The sequence below is a fragment of the Psychrobacter aestuarii genome (assembly GCF_904846035.1).
In the GTDB taxonomy this organism is placed as follows: domain Bacteria; phylum Pseudomonadota; class Gammaproteobacteria; order Pseudomonadales; family Moraxellaceae; genus Psychrobacter; species Psychrobacter aestuarii.
On the sequence record NZ_CAJGYT010000001.1, the window covers coordinates 1,389,734 to 1,408,137 of the forward strand.

Here is an 18,404-nt window from a genome sequence, read left to right on the forward strand (position 1 = left end):
CTACATCATTGCTGATGGTGAACTTGATTATAATGGCAGTATTTGTTGGCTTTATAGCGATGTCGTTTTTTCAGACAAAGAGTGCGAAGTGGCTTTCTTTAATTATGACGAAAGCATATACAGATATTCTTCATTTGCCGAGCTTTTTGTATGTCGCTGTCTTTCGTATTTTATACGTATTGAAGATAGCGATGAGAATATCCAAGATTTTTTAGACCGTTCTGGTTTGGGTAGCACGTTGTTTGAAAATTTTGATGGCTAAATACTCAGCCATCCTGTCACAAATGAGCCGTTAGTCTTGAGAGCCGATGTCGATAGCGAGTGGTGGCGCGTTTTGGAGGCGTTTGGTTGGGAAGAGGCGTTATAGATTCAATTAAAAACAAAATGCCAAATAGCGCTCTTGTTATTAGATGTTTTTATTTATTTATCTTTTTCTACATGAAGCTGCTCACCAATAAAAACTAGAAATGCATAGGCATAGTCTGCATAACGTTGTAACTCTAAATTAACTTTATCTAAATCTTCTCCTTGCTTATCTTGAAAGTAAAAAAACTCAGCTAGACGACTATCGACTTCATTCAGATGTTTTATTTTATTGTTTAGCACCCTAAGCTCGTTAGTATTTTTATAAACAGGTAGATTTTGATCTGTATTTACATTTAGAGAACTAAGTAAAGCTATTATTTTATCCCAAGAGTATGGAATACCAAAATTACTGTCAGTCTTCTCTTTATATATATTCAATACTTTCGCTAAATTTTGCTCAACCAAAGCCCGTAGTCCAACAACAAAATGCTGATCAGTAAAAGACTTTATACTATTCAAGAAGTTTTCCTGACCATGAAGTACCTTTAGTTGCTGATGATAAGCATACTCAAAATTCTCTACCGATGCTCCCTCTCCCAACTTTTCCTTTATCTCTCTTGCCTTTCTATGCAATTTTTCAAAATCATTATCAAGACTTTCAAACTCTCTAAGTAACTGCATATATGCAACCTGATGAGTCGCACATAACTCTTCGTTTTTGAATATAAATAATACATCAATTTCAAATACTAAACTCCTACCAAAATAACCTCCTCCTTCCTTAGCAGGTAGATAATCATCAAGAAAATTACTCCTGTTAGATATAGCTGGTAGTATTTTCTCTAGTCCTTTATCCCTCATAATCTTTCCCTAGAATTTATTTTAAGTATAAATTTAACTTTTTATTATTAGTAGTAGTTTACTATCATATAAAAAAGCCCCGTACGATACGAGGCTTTTTTATTTGTTGGTCAGTGAGACGCTATCGAGTATTTTCTTACACCAACCCTTTATACAAGAAAAAGCAGCTGACGGCGATCAGCAGTACGGCAAAGCATTTTTTTAATAAGGCAGGCGAAAGCTGATGCGCGACTTTTGCGCCGAATTTGGCGGTAAAAAAGCTCATCACACCGATGCCCAAAAAGGCATAAATATGCACGTAGCCAATGGCGTTTGGTACGTCGACATGGTCTTGCATACCAAAGAGCATAAAGCCGAGCGCGCCAGCGATGGCGATGGGCAGTCCGCATGCTGCAGACGTACCAACCGCCTTTTGCATGACCACATAGCGGTTCAGATACGGTACGGTGATGCTGCCGCCACCGATACCGAAGATGGCGGAGGCGACGCCAATACCCGCCCCTGCCGCGAGCTGCTTGGGCGTTGAGGGCAATACCTGATAGGAGGCGACCTGCTGTTTTTTGCTGCCTCTGAGCATATTGATGGCGACCCACAACAAAAACGCGCCGACGATGATTTGTAGATGTCCACCTGAGAGCCAGCCTGCAATGCCCGCACCAAAAAAGCAGCCGAGCGCCATGCCAGGGGCAAGATTGGTAAAGACAGGCCAGATGACCGCGCCGTTTTTATTGTGCGCCATCAATGAGCTGATAGAGGTGACGACGATGGTGGCAAGCGAGGTGCCCAGCGCCAGATGCATGACCACATCAGGGCCGTAGTCCATTTGCGTGAACACAATAAACAAAAGCGGCACGATAATCGTGCCACCGCCAACACCAAATAGCCCTGCAGCAAAGCCTGCTAGGGCGCCGATGATTAAAAAAATGATGAGTTCCACAGGTGATTTACTTCTTTGTTTGGGGAGGATTGGGGAAGATATGCGCCTTAAACGATATCAACTTGCGCCAGCTGATGATAAGCACGGTTAAAATACACCAAGCTCTCTTCTTGCTCGCTTTGTTTAATCGCGATAACGCGGCACATAAAGACACTGTGTGTGCCCACTTCTTGAATCTGCTCAATCTCACAATCAAAGCTGACCAGCGCATCGTCTAAGACGGGCGCGCCAGTCACCAAGGTATGCCAAGCGGCTTGCGCAAAGCGTTCCTCTGAGCTGAGCTTTGAGGCAAAGGCATTGGATATCTGCTCATGATGCGCGCCCAAGACATTGACGCATAAGGTCTTGTTGCCCACAAAATGCACATGCGAGCGCGAGGCACGGTTCATGCACACCAGCAAGGTCGGCGGGCTATCGCTCACGCTACATACCGCCGACGCGGTAAAGCCGTGCATACCTGAGTCGCCTTTTGTGGTAATCACGCTTACCGCAGTGGTCAGCAAAGACATGGCGTTTCTAAAGTCGAGGGCTTCAATCATCAGTTATATCCTAAACTTAATTTAAAGTCATACCGCCGAGGCCGTCAGCTCACGACGGACAATCGCCGCGCCTGCGCTTAGGGCTTCAAGCTTGCCGCGCGCCACGTGACGTGCAAGCGGTGTCATACCGCAGTTGGTTGAGGGATATAATTTGTCCGCATCGACAAATTGCAAGGCCTTGCGTAAAGTATCTGCGACCGCTTCAGGCGTTTCAATCTCATTGCTCGCCACATCGATGGCACCAATCATCACTTTTTTACCACGAATCAGCTCAATCAAATCCATCGGCACGTGCGAGTTTTGGCATTCAAGCGAGATGATGTCAATCTTTGACTGCTGCAATTTCGGGAACGCTTCTTCGTATTGACGCCACTCAGAGCCTAGGGTCTTTTTCCAGTCGTTGTTTGCCTTGATGCCATAGCCGTAGCAGATATGTACCGCCGTCTCACACTTGAGACCTTCGATGGCGCGCTCAAGTGTCGCCACGCCCCAGTCATTCACATCATCAAAGAACACATTGAACGCTGGCTCATCAAACTGAATGATGTCTACGCCTGCCGCCTCTAATTCTTTGGCTTCTTGGTTTAAGATTTTGGCAAATTCCCATGCCAGTTTTTCGCGGCTTTTGTAATGAGCATCATACAAGGTATCGATCATGGTCATCGGTCCTGGCAGCGCCCACTTAATCGGCTGGTCGGTCAATGAGCGCAAAAACTTGGCATCTTCTACGAATACAGGCTTTTGGCGGCTCACCTCACCGACCACAGTAGGCACGCTCGCGTCATAGCGGTTGCGGATACGTACGGTTTCGCGGTTTTTAAAATCCACACCGTCCAAATGCTCAATAAAGGTGGTCACAAAATGCTGACGGGTCTGCTCGCCATCGCTGACGATGTCAATCCCTGCCTGTAGCTGCTCATGGAGCGACACACGCAGCGCGTCTTGCTTGGCTTCTGCCAGCGCATCGTCAGCAACTTTCCAAGGTGACCACAGTGTTTCTGGCTCAGCCAGCCATGCAGGTTTTGGCAAGCTGCCAGCGGTAGATGTCGGTAGTAATAAAGTCATATCCATAATCTTCTATAAAAGTAAGCAATAAAATCTGTTAATAAGGGAATTACGCCGCGCTCTCTTCGGGCGTGTAATTGGCCGCCCACGTGTGCAAAATATCTTGATACGGCTTAATAAATTGCTCTTCGGTAAATTTGCCTTGCTTGACCGCCATCTGGCTGCGCTCTTCGCGGTCATACACCACTTGCGTCAAGGAGTAATCTTGGTATTTCAAGCTTGGCTGATATACTTGCGCGGCGGTCGAGTTGGCGTTATAAATCTCAGGGCGATAGATTTTTTGAAACGTCTCCATAGTGCTGATGGTGCTGATCAGCTCAAGGTCGCTATAGTCGCTGGTCAAATCGCCTGCAAAATAAAAAGCTAAAGGTGCAGCGCTGTCTTTTGGCATAAAGTAGCGCACGGTCAAGCCCATCTTATGAAAATACTCATCGGTCAATGAATACTCATCTTGCTTGTATTCCACGCCCAGCACTGGATGCTCGTTGGTGGTGCGATGATAGGTCTTGCTGGTCGATACGCTCAGGCAAATTACTGGCAGCTTGTTAAAGTTATCTTGATACGCGTCAGAGTTGAGCAAGTACTGGAATAATTTGCCGTGCAAATCCCCAAAATCCTCAGGCGCTTTGGTATTTGGATGTTTGTTAAAATGCTCTAGCAACACCACGCTAAAATCATAGTCGCGCACGTATGATGAAAAACTGTTGCCAATCATGCCATCGATACGCTTGTTTTCTTTATGGTCCACGATGGTGGTTTGTAGCATTTCAATCACAGGGAACGCATCGCCATTGCCTTCGATGTCCATATTGGCAGAGATGATGTCCACTTCTACAGAGTAACGGTCAGCGGTAGGGTTGTCGCAATGCGCCAGCGCGTTAAAGCGGTTGTTAATCATACGCAAGGTCTTGCGCAGATTTTCTTCGCGGCGCTCACCACGTGCTAGGTTGGCAAAATTGGTCGTCAGACGCGTGCTGTCAGCAGGACGATAGTTTTCATCAAAACGAATACGCTTGATTGAGCAGGCAAATTGTTGAGTCATGGCGATCTACTACCCTATTTATTTTTAAAATAAAACCAAATTTCTGTATAGGGCTATTTAACCAAAACTCGAACATGAATAAAAACGATATAATTTAAATAAATAGTGAATTTTATTCATGTTTCGATATTTCAGCGTTATGCAAAATAACTATAACATCATGACTCGACAGCTTTGGTATTGCGCTGTACAACAAACACAGAGAGCAATACTAAATGGTCAGCTCAGGTACAATGACCAATCGACTACAGTACATAGAAAAAACCATGCCTCCACCTTGTAGACAGTCGAAATTACAAACGTAGTTCATGGGTACAGTTAACAGAAGCTAGCGTAGCATTGATTGGTAGTACTATGGCATCGCACATCGAGCTAGAAAATTAGCTGCCAAAAGGTATGAAATCAGAAGAGCTGACTATACTCAATTTACTGCTTAAAAAGTTCAGAAAGCAAATTCATCAATATTATTTATCATAAAATATATATTTATATATAAGTATTTTACAGATATATTAACAACTCTTAAAATTAAATTATTTCACTTAAATTTAAAAATAAAACTACTGTATGAATTTAGCAGAATACACTATAAAAAAAATATAATAAACTAATAGTATAACTAATACTCCTGACAAAAATTCTGCTATTAAACTGAAACTAAATATGATATAAAAACTATAATCATTTCATTGGGAGAAATAAAATTGTCTACTTCTTATTTGCTTATCAGGTTCATAATTTTTTACATATTAATATTTCTTATCATTAAGATAGCTTATCCAAAAATAATTAATATGTATTTTAAAAGTAAAAGTTTTTTAATTATAAAACAAAAGGTGAGTAGTCATATAAAACAATGCAACGAGTTAAATACTCATATAGAGAGTCTAAAGAACTCCTATAAAGATGTAGAATACATTGACTATGGAGAAGGTGAGCTTAATGATAATAGCACATACAATATGAAAAGATATAAGTGGGCAGAAAAAGTAAGAAACAGAAGAACTTATCAATGTTCACTTTCAGTAGTCAAAAATGCTGATGACAAACCCTTTAAATATTTCTGTAAATATTTTGATGTAAAACCTAACGAAGAGACTTTAGAAAAATTTGAAAAGGTTTTGAATGATTTTGCTGCTGCAGAACAAGGCAAGGTCTTGCTTGGCAAGGAAAAAGAAGAAATTCTTTCAGAAATTCACAACGATATCCCTAGTTTCATTCACAAACATCACTCTAAAAGAATAGAAGAAGAACTAGGATTTGATAATTTTCGCTTTTCAGATTTATATTTTCCTGAATATACTTTTCAATATGTGTCTGCTGGTGGTAATAGCCGTCTTAACTCAAAGCTTGTTCTAAATATCGATAAATTAGAGCGGTTTGTTAAATACCTTTCTGATTTAATAGAATTTAAAAATAGTGTAGCAGGTCAAAGAGCTTTAATGACTCCCAAACTAAGAGAAAAAATTAAGTCTCGTGATGACTATACTTGCCAAAAATGCGGTTTGTCTACACGTGACGAGAGAAACTTATTATTAGAGATAGACCATATTATTCCTTTATCAAGAGGCGGTATAACATCAGAAGCTAATTTACAAACTCTTTGCTGGCGCTGCAATCGCTCTAAAGGTGCAAAAATAGATGACAGCAGTTTTTCAGAAAAAGAATTGCAATCCTTGAATATCATAGATAGTCATAGATCAATAAAGATAGAGGCAGCCAACTCTACAAAATTCCAACCTATTAATCACATATCGAATAAGACTACTAAAAATTCTGAATATCATGAGAAATCACTAATGACAGAACCTGCTATAGACACAGAACAAATGAATATGGAGCAATTGGTGAATTCGGAATTTATAGCAGAAGTTAATCATATAGATGACGAGTTAGATGTTACGGCTGCTACACCTATTCATCATAAGAAATATGAACTGAGTCCCACACAGAAGAGAGCGGTCAAGTCTGCGAAAGAACATTTAGAATATACCAAATACTCACGCAGCGCGTTGATTGACTGCCTATATACAGAAAATGACTATTCTGAAAAGGATGCGATTGTTGCAGTCGATAGCTTAAACTTAGACTGGGGGAACCAAGCAATTAAATCTGCTAAAGAGGCTTTAAAATACTCAGCATACTCACGTGAGCAATTAATCAATCAGCTTTTTATAGAAGATGGATATTCTCTCGAAGAAGCAACCTTGGCTGTAGATAAAATGAATATAGACTGGAAGAAACAAGCAATCAAGTCCGCGAAACAATGTCTGAAGTATTCTTCATACTCTAGGGAAAAATTAATAAATGAACTTTATTTGGAGGGAGAATACTCATTAAATGAGGCAACTGCTGCTGTGGATCTTTTGAATATTGATTGGAATCAACAGGCAGTTAAATCTGCTAAAAGTCATTTAAAGTATTCTGAGTACTCACACAATGAATTGTTTCAAGAGTTGCACATAGATGATGAATATACGAAAAATCAAGCAAATTATGCAGTCGAACAAATAAAAAAGAATAAGTAGAGTTTTCAGTTGATACTCATTAAGATATCAACTGAACAATTACGCGGAAATAATCACACCCCAAACCCACAAGTGATGCTGTTGTCTTTTTTATCAAAGGTGAGATGCGTAAAGCCCTCACCCGTCACTTGATAGCCGCTGGCATCGTCCTTGGTCACGGTATTGTAGTCGTATTTATCGACAGGTAAGACGAACTTGCTGCGCAGTGCTTGCGGGTCGTTGGTGAAGTACAGCTTGAGGTGCGACCATTCATAGCCACTTAGGTACTCAATTTTAGAGAGCTGCTGACCGAACGCGGTGGCATTGTTGAGTGTATAGGTGGTGGTGGTTTCTGCGGTGTTGTCATCGCCACTGCTGCGCGTGTCGGTATGGATGATAGACTGTTGATAGACCATGGGCAGACTGCTGGTGGTGGGGTTCGGGTAATCACAGCCATCTTGCATCGATTTCAGGTAGGGTGTCCAGTCGGTACTGGCGGCTTGCTGGGTGGCACAGCTGGTCAGTGACAAGGCGGCAACCATACTCAAGGTGATGGTGGTGATTTTCATAAAAGCCTCCTGACGATAAATGGCAATACAATATTATTAAATGGTGCTAAATCATATGCTTACTATAACGCACGCACCTATCAGACAATTAAACGATAAGTAAAAAGGCACATCAGTTCTATGGCAATTTGGTTGTGTCATGTATCAAAAAACCCCATACGTGGTGTTATCGTATGGGGTCTTTGCTTAATCAACCGACGGTTTTATGAAAGCCTTATCTGTCAGTTATTCCCTACTTTTTTGCCATGCGGCACCAGCCACTTGGCAAACCAGCCTGACAAGTCATCAATCAAGGTATAAATCACGGGTATCACGACCAGACTGAGCAAGGTTGAGGTAATCAGTCCGCCCAATACCGCCGCCGCCATCGGACGGCGAAACGTCGGGTCAGCCTCGCCCAAGCCGAGTACCAGTGGCATCATGCCTGCGCCCATAGCGATGGTTGTCATGATGATGGGACGCGCCCGCTTATGGCAGGCATCGATGATGGCCTCAAACCGTGGTAAGCCGCGATGCTGAGCAATCAAAGCATAGTCCACGAGCAGAATGGAGTTTTTGGTCGCAATGCCCATCAGCATGATAAAGCCAATCATCGAGGGCATGGATAAGCTGCTGCCTGTGACCACCAAGCCCACAAACGCCCCGCCAATCGACAGCGGCAACGCCATCAAAATCGTAAACGGCTGAAGCAGGCGACCAAAGAGTAAAATCAGCACGCCCAAGATACAGATAATCCCCACCGACATGGCAATCACAAAGCCTTGGAACAGCTCCGCCATGTTTTCTGCCTGCCCTTGCTCAATGATGGTGATGCTGTCGGGCAGCTGCTTTAGGGTCGGCGTGTTTTGTACCGCGGTCACCAAGTCGCCCAGCTCGCCATTGCTCGGCTGCACGGTGACACTGATGGCACGCTCGCGGTCAAGGCGGCGTATCTGCGCAGGTCCAGTACCAAAATTTAGGTCTGCCACATCGCCGATTTGTACGCCCCCAGTGGTGCTGATGCTGGGCACATACAAGGATTCGAGCTGACTGACGTTTTGCTTGGCGTCATCGGGCAGACGCACCACCACAGGGATTTGCCGACTCTCAAGATTGAGCTTAGAGAGGCGCTGCTCATAGTCGCCGACCGTCGCAATACGCAAGGTCTCAGCGATGCTTTGGGTCGTGACGCCTTTATCCGCCATCGCCAAACGGTCGGGCAGTACTGCAAGCTCTTGCTGCGGTAGGCTGCGGTCACTGGTCACCGCCCCTGCGATGGGCAAGGCGCGAATCTCGCTCATGATGTTCTGAACGGTTTGCTCCAGCACTTGCGGGTTGCTACTGGTCAAGGAAAAGGTATAACCCGTCTCGCCGCCACTTGATAAGCCAACGTTAAAGCGGGCGCTCGGCACTTGGGTCAACAGCGCACTGATTTTGCGCTCAACCTCTGTTTTTGATACGCGCTCATCTCGTGGCGCTAAGACGATATCCAGACTGGCGACGTTTTCGGTGTTGCCGCCACCTGAGCTTGCCCCTTCCATTGACGCCGATTGCGCTTGCCCAATCGCGGTAAACACATGCGTCACCTCAGGCAGCGCCATGATACGCTCACGCGCCATCGCGGCGACCCGCTCGGTATCTTCTAAGCGCGCATCAGGGGTCAGCTCAATCGCCACGCGGGATTGGTTGATGTCATTATCAGGGATGAACGAGGTCGGTAACAGCTTAACCAAGCTCAAAGAGGCGATAAATAATGCCAAAGTCGCTCCCACCGTTAGCCAGCGGTGGCGCAAGGTCCACGTCACTATCTTGAGATAGCCGTCCATGGTTTTGCTTTGTTTTTCGACATGGTGCTTTTCTGGGCGCAAAATATAAGCCGCCATCATCGGCGTAATCAAGCGGGCGACCAACAATGAGGCAAAAATCGCCATCGCTGCCGTCCAGCCGAACTGACGGAAAAACTGTCCGACCACGCCGCCCATAAAGGCGGTCGGTAAAAAGACCGCAATCAAGGTAAAGGTGGTGGCAATCACTGCGAGCCCAATCTCGTCCGCCGCCTCCATCGCCGCCTCATAGGGCGTTTTGCCCATCCTTAAGTGGCGCATGATGTTTTCTACTTCGACAATCGCATCATCGACCAATACCCCAATGACCAAGGACAAAGCAAGCAGTGAGATGATGTTTAAGCTAAAGTCGAACAGATACATGCCCAAAAAGGTAGGAATGACCGACAATGGCAGCGCCACCGCAGCGACAATGGTCGCACGGATATTGCGTAAAAATAAAAACACCACCACCACTGCCAAGATACCGCCTTCAATCAGCATGCGGATAGACGACTGATAATCTTCAGCGACTGGGGTGGCACGGTCATAGACTTTTTCAATCTGAATATTGCTTCTTTCTTTTGCCAATTTTGCCAGCTCAGCATCGACCTTTTCGGTCACCTCCACTTCACTTGCGCCACGTGAGCGCGTGATGTTAAAGGCGACCACCGCTGTGCCATCGAGCTTGGCAATCGAGGTGGCATCGGCGCTGCCATCGGTAATGCTCGCCATGGTGTCCAGCGCACTTACGCCCCCTGTCGGCAGCGCAATCTGCAAGTCATTCAGCTCGCTACTTTTTTGCGCCGCGCCCAGCACGCGGATGGTCTGCACGGTGTTGCCGACTTTGGCTTCACCGCCTGCGCTGTCTTGCTGGATGCTGGCAATTTGCTGCGACAGCTGTGAGATGGGCATCTGTAGCCCGTTTAGGGTGTTGGGGTCGGCGGCGACAGTAATCTCCCGCTGCAAGCCACCGATGCGGCTGACCGAGCTGACCCCTTGAATGTCAGACAAGCGCTTGGTGACCGTATCATCTACGAACCAGGACAAGTCCTGCACATTCATGTTTTGACCGCTAACCGAATAAGTGACGACAGGAAAGCCTGATGTCGATACTTTGGTAATAATCGGGTCATTGGCAGCGGCGGGCAAGTTGCCTTGCACCTCGCTCACCGCAGAGCGCACGTCGTCCACCGCCTCTTGAATGTCCTTATCCAGCACAAACTCGGTCGAAATGGTGGCAGCGCCCGTTTGCAACGTACTGCGGATATGCTTGATGCCCTCAATACTGGTCAAACGGTTTTCAATCTTTTTTGCCACATCATTTTCAAGCTGGGTCGGTGCCGCACCTGGCAAGGTCACGGTCACCACCACAGCGGGCAGGTCGATATCTGGAAACTGCTGGACTTTCATCTGCTCAAAGCCATACCAACCGCCAAGGGTCAGAAGAATAAACAGCAAAATCGCGACCAGCGGATTTTTGATGGAATAGGCGGAGACGTTTACATTCATGGACTTACCTGCGTACTGCTGGCGACAATCTCAACAAGATCACCATCACTGACAAAGCTGCCGCCTTGTTTGACCACTTGCGTGTCCTCAGACAAAGGCTCAGCGAGCACCACATCCGCGCCGCGACGTTCTGTCACTTCGACACGCTGCTGGACGATGCGTCCGACCGTTTTGCCATCAGTGGTTGTGGGGTTTTTGATAATCATCACGTAATCGTAGCCATCATTACTGACGATGGCGCTGTTTGGCAAAATCTGTTTGCGCTCATCGCCCAATATCAGCGCGCCTTTTTGGTACATGCCAGCCCGCGCCGCGCGGCTTGGGGCTAAGGTGGCATAGATGGTGACTTGGCGATTGTCATCGGCGGTCGGGGCGATACGGCGCACTTTACCCATTACCGATTGATTGTTGGGCAAGCTGACCTTGACAGGCGTACCGATATCAATTTGCGGCAAGCGTTTGGGGTCAATATCCGCGCGCCATTCGAGCACCCCGTTTTTGATGATGGTAAACAAGGGGTCAGCACCTGCGACCATACCCACCTCAGCGGTTTTTTCGCTAATCACCCCACTGACAGGGGCGACCACTTGGGCATTGTTGACCATCAGGCGCTGATTGTTAAGACGCGACTCGGCAGCCGCGAGCGCCGCTCTTGCCCGAATGGCAGACGTGCGGTAGCTGTCCGCTTCTTGCTCACTGATGGCATCGATATCGAGCAGTGGCAACACACGGGCGGCATCGGCTTCGGCATTGGCAAGCGTGGCTTGAGCTTCTGCCACATCCGCTTCGGCTTGGTTGACCTGCTGCTGCATGGCATCGGTGTCAAATACCGCCAGCACCTGCCCTGCTTTGACCGTGCTGCCTTCATCGACCAGCACCCGCTCTAGTGCCACGCCGTTGACCTTGGCACTGACAGTCGCCACATCTTTGGCGACGATGGTGCCATCGGTACTCAAGGCATTGTCGATATTGGCTTGGCTTGGTGCGACCGTCTCAACGGACAGCACCGTTTGCTCTGTATCGCTGGTCGGCGTGCTGGCAGCAGGCGTCGTGGTCGTATCAGTAACCACCGCGTCGCTGTCTTGCCCTGACTGCCCCCAATAGCGCCCGAGCACGACACCGATGACCAGCACCGCTACCAGCGCAGGTATCAGCCACGGCGGCATACGGTTACTGGCAGGTGGCGTTTGCCGATACGGCGGCACAGTCTGCGTCTCTGTGTCCGCATCCGTCGCCGCACGCGTCTCCACATAAGATGGCTGCGCGCTGCTCGGTTCAGATGCTGTATCGGGCGCGGATGTCTGCGAGGGCAGCTTGGTATCTGGCGTCTGATGCGTGGGCGCGGCGCGCTTGGGGTCGTTTTCGTTGATATCGCTCATAATCCATCTCTATAGCTGGGCATTAGCCGCGCAAATCGCCGTATAATGCCGTGTCGTTATCTTTGTTTTTAATCATAAACCGTATTATGCATTGGTGTAGCGGCTCGCCTCTGGCATCCAGCGGTGAATGAGCTGACTGACGTCCGCCTTGCGTGTCGGCGCGCGTATCAAGGTTTTGGCAAGGTTTTGGGCAATGGCAAACAGCGCCTCATCACGCACAAGGTCGGCTAGATAATAGCCGATATTGCCCGTTTGCCGCTTACCAAGCAGCTCACCTGGACCTCGCAGCTGCAAGTCTTTTTGCGCAATCACAAAGCCGTCCGTACTGTCACGCAGCACGTTTAAGCGCTCGATACCTGTCTCGGACAAAGGCGATTGGTACAATAAGACGCAGTAGCTTTTTACCGCGCCGCGCCCCACCCGTCCGCGCAGCTGATGCAGCTGCGAGAGCCCCAAGCGCTCAGCGTTTTCAATCACCATCAAGGACGCATTGGGCACATCGACCCCGACTTCAATCACGGTGGTGGCAATCAGCAGTTGAATGTCGCCTGCCTTAAATGCCTGCATCATTGCTTGTTTGTCCGCCGCTTTCATTTTGCCATGCACCAGCCCGATACGCACATCAAGGCGCTCGCTTAAATCGGCGTACGTCTCTTCCGCTGCCTGCGCATCGAGAGCGCTTGACGCATCGACCAGCGAGCACACCCAGTAGGCTTGGCGACCCTCAGCGCAGTTGATGGCGATACGCTCAATCACCGCATCACGGCGCTTACGGTCAATCATTACCGTGGTAATCGGCGTGCGTCCTGGCGGCAGCTCATCGATGACTGAGGTGTCCATATCGCCGTACACACTCATGGCGAGCGTGCGCGGAATCGGCGTGGCGGTCATAATCAGCTGATGCGGTGTGCTGTTCGCCACGCCTTTATTCATGAGCGCCATACGCTGCTCAACGCCAAAGCGGTGCTGCTCATCAATAATCACCAGACCCAGTTTGGCAAACACCACCTGCTCTTGAAACAGTGCATGCGTACCGACGACGATTTGTACCGCATTGTCCGCGACCGCTGCCAGCGCTTCTCGGCGCTCTTTGGCAGTTTGCTTGCCCGCCAGCCAGCCGACCTCAATACCGAGCGGCTCAAACCAGCGGCGAAAGTTTAACAAATGCTGCTCCGCCAGAATCTCTGTCGGTGCCATCACCGCCACTTGCCAGCCGCTATCGAGCGCATAGCCTGCCGCCGCCGCTGCTATCAAGGTTTTGCCCGCCCCCACATCACCTTGTACCAAGCGCAGCATGGGTACTGAGGTCGCCATATCGCGCGTGATGTCTTCTAACACCCGCGTTTGCGCACCCGTCAATGAAAAGGGCAAATCTGCTATCAGCTGCTCGGTCAGCGGGCTGTCTGTGCCACATTTTGGCGCTTTGTGCTGGTGCAGCTGCTCACGGCGGTACAATAGGCTCAGCTGATGCGCGGTCAGCTCTTCGATAATCAGTCGCTGGCACGCCGCATGGGTACGCTCTAGCAGCTGGGTTAACAGGCGCTGCTGCTCAGCGCTGCTGGTATAGGTCGGCGGGGTATGCAATAGCACCAACGCTTCAAAAATACTTAAATTATAGACACTTTCAGGGACGCTTTGGTGACTTGGCGGTACACCCATGGCAAGGGGCAGATGCGCCACTTGGGCAAAGTCTTCTGTGGTGATTAAGGTCATGGGCACGCCCGCTTGTCGCACCAGCTGTAGCGCCAGTTTTATCAAGGTGCGCAGTTTGTTTTGATGCAGTCCTTTGACGGTCGGATAGATGGGCTGTAGACCCGCCTGCGTGGCGATGCTGTCGCTGCTGACGATTTGGTATTCAGGGTGGTGCATTTGCTTGCCGTAGCGGGTAATTTTGACCTCGCCGAACAGTTGCAGCGTGCGTCCTGTTTGCATGGTTTGTACCAGACTTGGATAAACCTTAAAAAAACGCAAAGTCAGACGGTCACTGTCATCATCGATGATGACGCTCATGCCGCCGCGCTTGTTTTCCACATGGATAATCTGTCCCACCACCAGCGCACTTTGTCCCGATTCGATATCGATAATCGGCACGACGCGGCTGCGGTCTTCATAGGCGCGCGGCAGATGCAGCAATAAATCAAAAATCCGCGCAATACCCAACTGCGCAAGCTGCTCGGCGATTTTGCTGCCCACACCAGGCAGCGCCGTGACGGGCATGTCCAAGGCGCTGTCGGTACGCGGGGCGTGGGGCAATGGGGACGATGATGACATCAGCAAATCCTAATCACAAAGGTACGTACTATCATAAGCAGGACACAGGCGCGGCACAATGGGCGCGACAGACAGAACACGCCCGTCGGCAACAAAAACCCCTTGCCAATCTCATGATATATGGCGATGATGCGCAAGCAAAATAAGACCATAGCGGATGCGCGTGCGTCTGTCCGTTCATATGCTGTATCGTCTATTAATCCTAGGATACACCGTAGCCACTTTACTAAGGATACCTTATGCCCTCGCTTTCTTTTGCTGCGCTGACATACCCGCATCGCGCGTCATCAAGGCTCATGCTGCCGCGCGCGCTGCTGCTCGTCTGTATCACGTGGCTGTTCGCTGGTTGTAGTACGCAGGCTCGCGTAGCGACCGCTCCCAAAGACGCTACCCCGCCCCCAAAAGTCGCCTTAGTCTTGGGCGGTGGCGGCGCGCGCGGACTGGCGCACATCGGCGTGATTGCCGCCTTGGAGGAGGCAGGCATCACGCCTGATTTGGTGGTCGGTACCAGTAGCGGCAGCTTGATTGGCAGCTTATACGCGAGCGGCATGAGCACCGAGCGCTTAACCACCCTTGCCCTAAATACGCCCGACAGTGCGCTTCTTGACCCTGTGCTTTCCAATCAAGGCTTTATTGAAGGGATTAAACTCAAAAATTTTATCAATAAAAACGTGGGCGCGCAGCCGATAGAGCGCTTTCCCATTGGCTTTGCGGCGGTAGCAACGGACAAGCACCGCTTGACCAAGCAAGTCTTTAGCTCAGGCGATGCTGGTCTTGCGGTGCAAGCCTCGTGCAGCGTGCCCAATGTGTTTATCGCGCCGCGTATCCCCGAAGCCACAGGGCGTAAATATATCGATGGCGGCGTGGTCAGTCTGGTGCCTGTCGATAGCGCGCGGGAGTTGGGCGCAGATATTGTGATTGCGGTCGATGTCACCGACCGTCAGCCTGAGCGTACCTCAGCATTGCCTACCAGTTTGTGGGGCTGGCTGGATTACACCGTCCCACCAGCATCAAAGCGTACGCTTGCCGAGCGCGGGCGCGCCGATGTGCTGATTGTGCCGAGTATCGCACCGATTAAAGGCTTGGGCACGCGCCAGCGCCAAGCGCTGATAAAAGCAGGCAAAGACAGCACTGAGGCGCTATTGCCTGACATCAAAGCCAGCATGGCCTCCCCTGTGCTGACTGCCAAAGCGCCCTAGTCTTCTTAATGCACAGACTCGCTTACGCGTCGTTTCCGTTATTACCACACACGTTAATCACACATCGTGGTCACGCATAAAAAAAGCATCACAGTCACGCTGTGATGCTTTTTTTTGACTTATGGCTAAGAAATAACGCGGCTTATTTTACTTGCGCGCGGTATTTCACCATAACCGTGTCATTGATGCCCACACCTTCTAAGTCCCAGCGTACAGCACGGTAATACTTTAGCGGGATTTCTTGGGTCTGACCGTCAATCTTGCCACGTAGCGGCATACGACCAAAGCGGTTTCCATCGACACTGGCGAATGGGAAATCAGGCGATACGCCGCCCATCAGCTCAACCTGCTCAGGCACAGAGATGGTGACGGTCATTTTACGCACGCGGTCGCTGTTGTTGTTGGTAAAAAAGCCTTGATACTCTAAGACGTCGCCAGACTGCAAGCGCGTACCAGGCGTGACGGGCACCAGGACTTCTTGACCTGCGGCATCGGTTTTGACCAGCTGTGCGGTCACTCGGCTGCTGATGGCTTGTTCAGCGGCGCGCGGTGCGTTTGCCGTTTGCATGACAGCGCCATTATCCAAGGCAGGCTCAGGCGTAGGCAACATCGCAGAGGCAGACGAGACCGCCATAACGCCGACCAAAGTTCCTGCGATTACATGGAACAGACGATGATTGGTCCATGCTGCAAACGGATTGGCAAAATGATTGCTTTTTTTCATAATAATGACGATTCCTAATTGATGTATCAAAAACACGATGCGCTCTGATTGCACATAGCACGCACAACAGGTGTGGATGCCGCTTATAAAACGAACGCTGTCCCTAGCTCAGCATTGCTTAGCATAACAAAAACCATGCATAGCGATATATATGCCATGTTGCGGTTATGTATAGCATCGTTGTCGATGCCAGACGCAAATATCCGCAAATAAAAGATAGCTCATACAGCGCTTTTTTGCTATGGTAAATCTTTAGCATTTAACCATGCTGTGTCCACTTTTTTGACCATAACTTATCGTTTTTATTATGACTACTAGCGCCATGCCACAAATTAACCCTGAATACGTCCATTGGTTCCGTAACTCTGCGCCTTACATCAATACGCATCGCGGCAAAACCTTCGTAATTATGTTTGGTGGTGAAGCAGTCAATCATCCCAACTTTAGTACCTTAATCCATGATTTTGCGTTGTTGCACAGTTTAGGCATCAAGCTTGTGCTCGTGCATGGTGCGCGCCCGCAGATTAATGACAATCTCAATGACGCTGGCATCGAGTCGCCACTGCATCAAGACATTCGCGTGACCCCGCGCGATGCCATGCCTGCCATTTTGCAGGCGGTCGGTGCGATTCGCCTCCAGATTGAAGCGCAGCTGTCGATGGGACTTGCCAACTCGCCGATGTATGGCTCACGCATTGATGCCATTTCAGGCAACTTTGTGACCGCCCGCCCTTATGGGGTGCGTGATGGCATGGACTACCAAATGACGGGCGAAGTGCGCTCTATTGATGTCGATGCGATTAAAAACAACTTGCAGCACAATCACATGGTGATTCTAGGCTCGATGGGCTATTCTGCGACAGGCGAGGTGTTTAACCTGCTTGCTGAAGATGTGGCGCTGAGCACTGCTGTGGCGCTGGGCGCGGACAAGCTGATTTTCTTAGGTGCCGAGACAGGCATCAGTGACGGCGATCGCTTGCTGCGCGAGATGATTCCTAACGAGGTAGATCGCTTCTTGCGTGGTCGCGACATCAACCGCGAGATTAACTACTTCTTAAACTGTGCCAGCACGGCCTGCCGCGAAGGCGTTCACCGCACGCACATCATCTCCTATGCCAAAGACGGTGCACTATTAGAAGAGCTGTTCACCCGCGATGGTTCAGGCACGCTCATCAGTCATGACCCGTATGAAGAGATTCGCCGCGCCAATATTGATGACGTGGTCGGTCTGGTCGAGCTGCTGACCCCGCTTGAAGAGCAAGGCATTTTGGTGGCGCGCTCGCGTGAGCGTTTAGAGCAAGAGATTGACAACTATAGCGTGATTGAGCGCGATGGAATGATTTTGGGCTGCGCCGCTTTGCATCCTTTAGATGATGATTCTGCTGAGGTCGCCTGTGTCGCGGTGCATCCTGATTACCGCAGTGGCAATCGTGGTGCTGATTTGCTGGCGTTCTTAGAGCAGCAAGCGCGCAGTCACGGCAGACACAAGCTGTTTGTCTTAACCACCCGCACCGCGCATTGGTTTGTGGAGCAAGGCTTTACGGAAGTCAGCGCCGATGCCCTACCAGACGAGCGCCGCGCCAAATACAACAATGGCCGCAACTCTAAAGTGTTCCAAAAGACGCTATAAGCTCGGTTTACCAGCAAACCTCCATAACAAAAAAAGCCCCGATATCGTATCGGGGCTTTTT

General features: G+C 49.0%; 13 protein-coding genes. 3 read left to right on the forward strand and 10 right to left on the reverse strand.

Features of this window, described 5'->3' with window-relative positions:
* Positions 1-420 precede the first annotated feature (420 nt).
* The 5 genes from JMW05_RS05815 to JMW05_RS05835 form a co-directional block, all read right to left on the reverse strand.
* Positions 421-1,167, reverse strand: a complete 747-nt coding sequence (locus tag JMW05_RS05815; RefSeq protein WP_201504409.1) for a hypothetical protein — start codon at positions 1,165-1,167, stop codon at positions 421-423.
* 136 nt (positions 1,168-1,303) lie between these two features.
* Positions 1,304-2,104 carry a sulfite exporter TauE/SafE family protein gene (locus tag JMW05_RS05820; protein ID WP_201504410.1) on the reverse strand — a complete coding sequence of 267 codons (801 nt, stop codon included), beginning with the start codon at positions 2,102-2,104 and terminating at the stop codon, positions 1,304-1,306.
* Positions 2,105-2,151: 47 nt separating this feature from the next.
* Positions 2,152-2,643 (reverse strand): flavin reductase, encoded by a 492-nt coding sequence (locus tag JMW05_RS05825; protein ID WP_201504411.1) that lies wholly within the window; start codon positions 2,641-2,643, stop codon positions 2,152-2,154.
* A 27-nt stretch (positions 2,644-2,670) separates the two neighbouring features.
* Complete coding sequence (locus tag JMW05_RS05830; RefSeq protein WP_201504412.1) at positions 2,671-3,708, reverse strand: methionine synthase; 1,038 nt, start codon at positions 3,706-3,708, stop codon at positions 2,671-2,673.
* Positions 3,709-3,757: 49 nt separating this feature from the next.
* Entirely contained in the window at positions 3,758-4,750 is a 993-nt protein-coding gene (locus JMW05_RS05835) for a DUF1852 domain-containing protein (RefSeq protein WP_201504413.1), read from the reverse strand.
* A gap of 794 nt (positions 4,751-5,544) precedes the next feature.
* Between JMW05_RS05835 and JMW05_RS05840 the strand changes: the two genes are divergently transcribed.
* Entirely contained in the window at positions 5,545-7,278 is a 1,734-nt protein-coding gene (locus tag JMW05_RS05840; RefSeq protein WP_201504414.1) for an Ltp family lipoprotein, read from the forward strand.
* A 53-nt stretch (positions 7,279-7,331) separates the two neighbouring features.
* Here the strand turns inward: JMW05_RS05840 and JMW05_RS05845 are convergent, their stop codons facing one another.
* The 4 genes from JMW05_RS05845 to recG all read right to left on the reverse strand — a co-directional run bounded on the left by JMW05_RS05845 (position 7,332) and on the right by recG (position 14,790).
* Positions 7,332-7,826 (reverse strand): hypothetical protein, encoded by a 495-nt coding sequence (locus JMW05_RS05845; protein ID WP_201504415.1) that lies wholly within the window; start codon positions 7,824-7,826, stop codon positions 7,332-7,334.
* A gap of 221 nt (positions 7,827-8,047) precedes the next feature.
* Entirely contained in the window at positions 8,048-11,140 is a 3,093-nt protein-coding gene (locus JMW05_RS05850; protein ID WP_201504416.1) for an efflux RND transporter permease subunit, read from the reverse strand.
* Entirely contained in the window at positions 11,137-12,519 is a 1,383-nt protein-coding gene (locus tag JMW05_RS05855) for an efflux RND transporter periplasmic adaptor subunit (protein WP_201504417.1), read from the reverse strand. The genes JMW05_RS05850 and JMW05_RS05855 overlap by 4 nt, the downstream gene beginning before the upstream one ends.
* 84 nt (positions 12,520-12,603) lie before the next feature.
* A complete protein-coding gene (recG, locus tag JMW05_RS05860) occupies positions 12,604-14,790 on the reverse strand; it encodes an ATP-dependent DNA helicase RecG (protein WP_201504418.1) in 2,187 nt (728 codons plus the stop codon).
* Between the two features lie 239 nt (positions 14,791-15,029).
* On the opposite strand from recG, the gene JMW05_RS05865 reads away from it, so the two are divergent.
* Positions 15,030-15,989 (forward strand): patatin-like phospholipase family protein, encoded by a 960-nt coding sequence (locus JMW05_RS05865; protein WP_227691457.1) that lies wholly within the window; start codon positions 15,030-15,032, stop codon positions 15,987-15,989.
* A 142-nt stretch (positions 15,990-16,131) separates the two neighbouring features.
* Here JMW05_RS05865 and JMW05_RS05870 read toward each other — a convergent pair whose 3' ends face one another.
* Positions 16,132-16,713 (reverse strand): hypothetical protein, encoded by a 582-nt coding sequence (locus JMW05_RS05870; protein WP_201504419.1) that lies wholly within the window; start codon positions 16,711-16,713, stop codon positions 16,132-16,134.
* 307 nt (positions 16,714-17,020) lie between these two features.
* Between JMW05_RS05870 and argA the strand changes: the two genes are divergently transcribed.
* A complete protein-coding gene (gene argA / locus JMW05_RS05875; RefSeq protein ID WP_201504420.1) occupies positions 17,021-18,343 on the forward strand; it encodes an amino-acid N-acetyltransferase in 1,323 nt (440 codons plus the stop codon).
* The last annotated feature ends 61 nt before the right edge of the window (positions 18,344-18,404 follow it).

Excerpts from the sequence above, each read along its gene's own strand:
- JMW05_RS05815 (WP_201504409.1), bottom strand. The coding sequence starts at position 1,167 with ATGAGGGATAAAGGACTAGAGAAAATACTACCAGCTATATCTAACAGG.
- JMW05_RS05825 (WP_201504411.1), bottom strand. The coding sequence starts at position 2,643 with ATGATTGAAGCCCTCGACTTTAGAAACGCCATGTCTTTGCTGACCACT.
- JMW05_RS05830 (WP_201504412.1), bottom strand. The coding sequence starts at position 3,708 with ATGACTTTATTACTACCGACATCTACCGCTGGCAGCTTGCCAAAACCT.
- JMW05_RS05835 (WP_201504413.1), bottom strand. The coding sequence starts at position 4,750 with ATGACTCAACAATTTGCCTGCTCAATCAAGCGTATTCGTTTTGATGAA.
- JMW05_RS05840 (WP_201504414.1), top strand. The coding sequence starts at position 5,545 with ATGTATTTTAAAAGTAAAAGTTTTTTAATTATAAAACAAAAGGTGAGT.
- JMW05_RS05845 (WP_201504415.1), bottom strand. The coding sequence starts at position 7,826 with ATGAAAATCACCACCATCACCTTGAGTATGGTTGCCGCCTTGTCACTG.
- JMW05_RS05850 (WP_201504416.1), bottom strand. The coding sequence starts at position 11,140 with ATGAATGTAAACGTCTCCGCCTATTCCATCAAAAATCCGCTGGTCGCG.
- JMW05_RS05855 (WP_201504417.1), bottom strand. The coding sequence starts at position 12,519 with ATGAGCGATATCAACGAAAACGACCCCAAGCGCGCCGCGCCCACGCAT.
- recG (WP_201504418.1), bottom strand. The coding sequence starts at position 14,790 with ATGTCATCATCGTCCCCATTGCCCCACGCCCCGCGTACCGACAGCGCC.
- JMW05_RS05865 (WP_227691457.1), top strand. The coding sequence starts at position 15,030 with ATGCCCTCGCTTTCTTTTGCTGCGCTGACATACCCGCATCGCGCGTCA.
- JMW05_RS05870 (WP_201504419.1), bottom strand. The coding sequence starts at position 16,713 with ATGAAAAAAAGCAATCATTTTGCCAATCCGTTTGCAGCATGGACCAAT.
- argA (WP_201504420.1), top strand. The coding sequence starts at position 17,021 with ATGACTACTAGCGCCATGCCACAAATTAACCCTGAATACGTCCATTGG.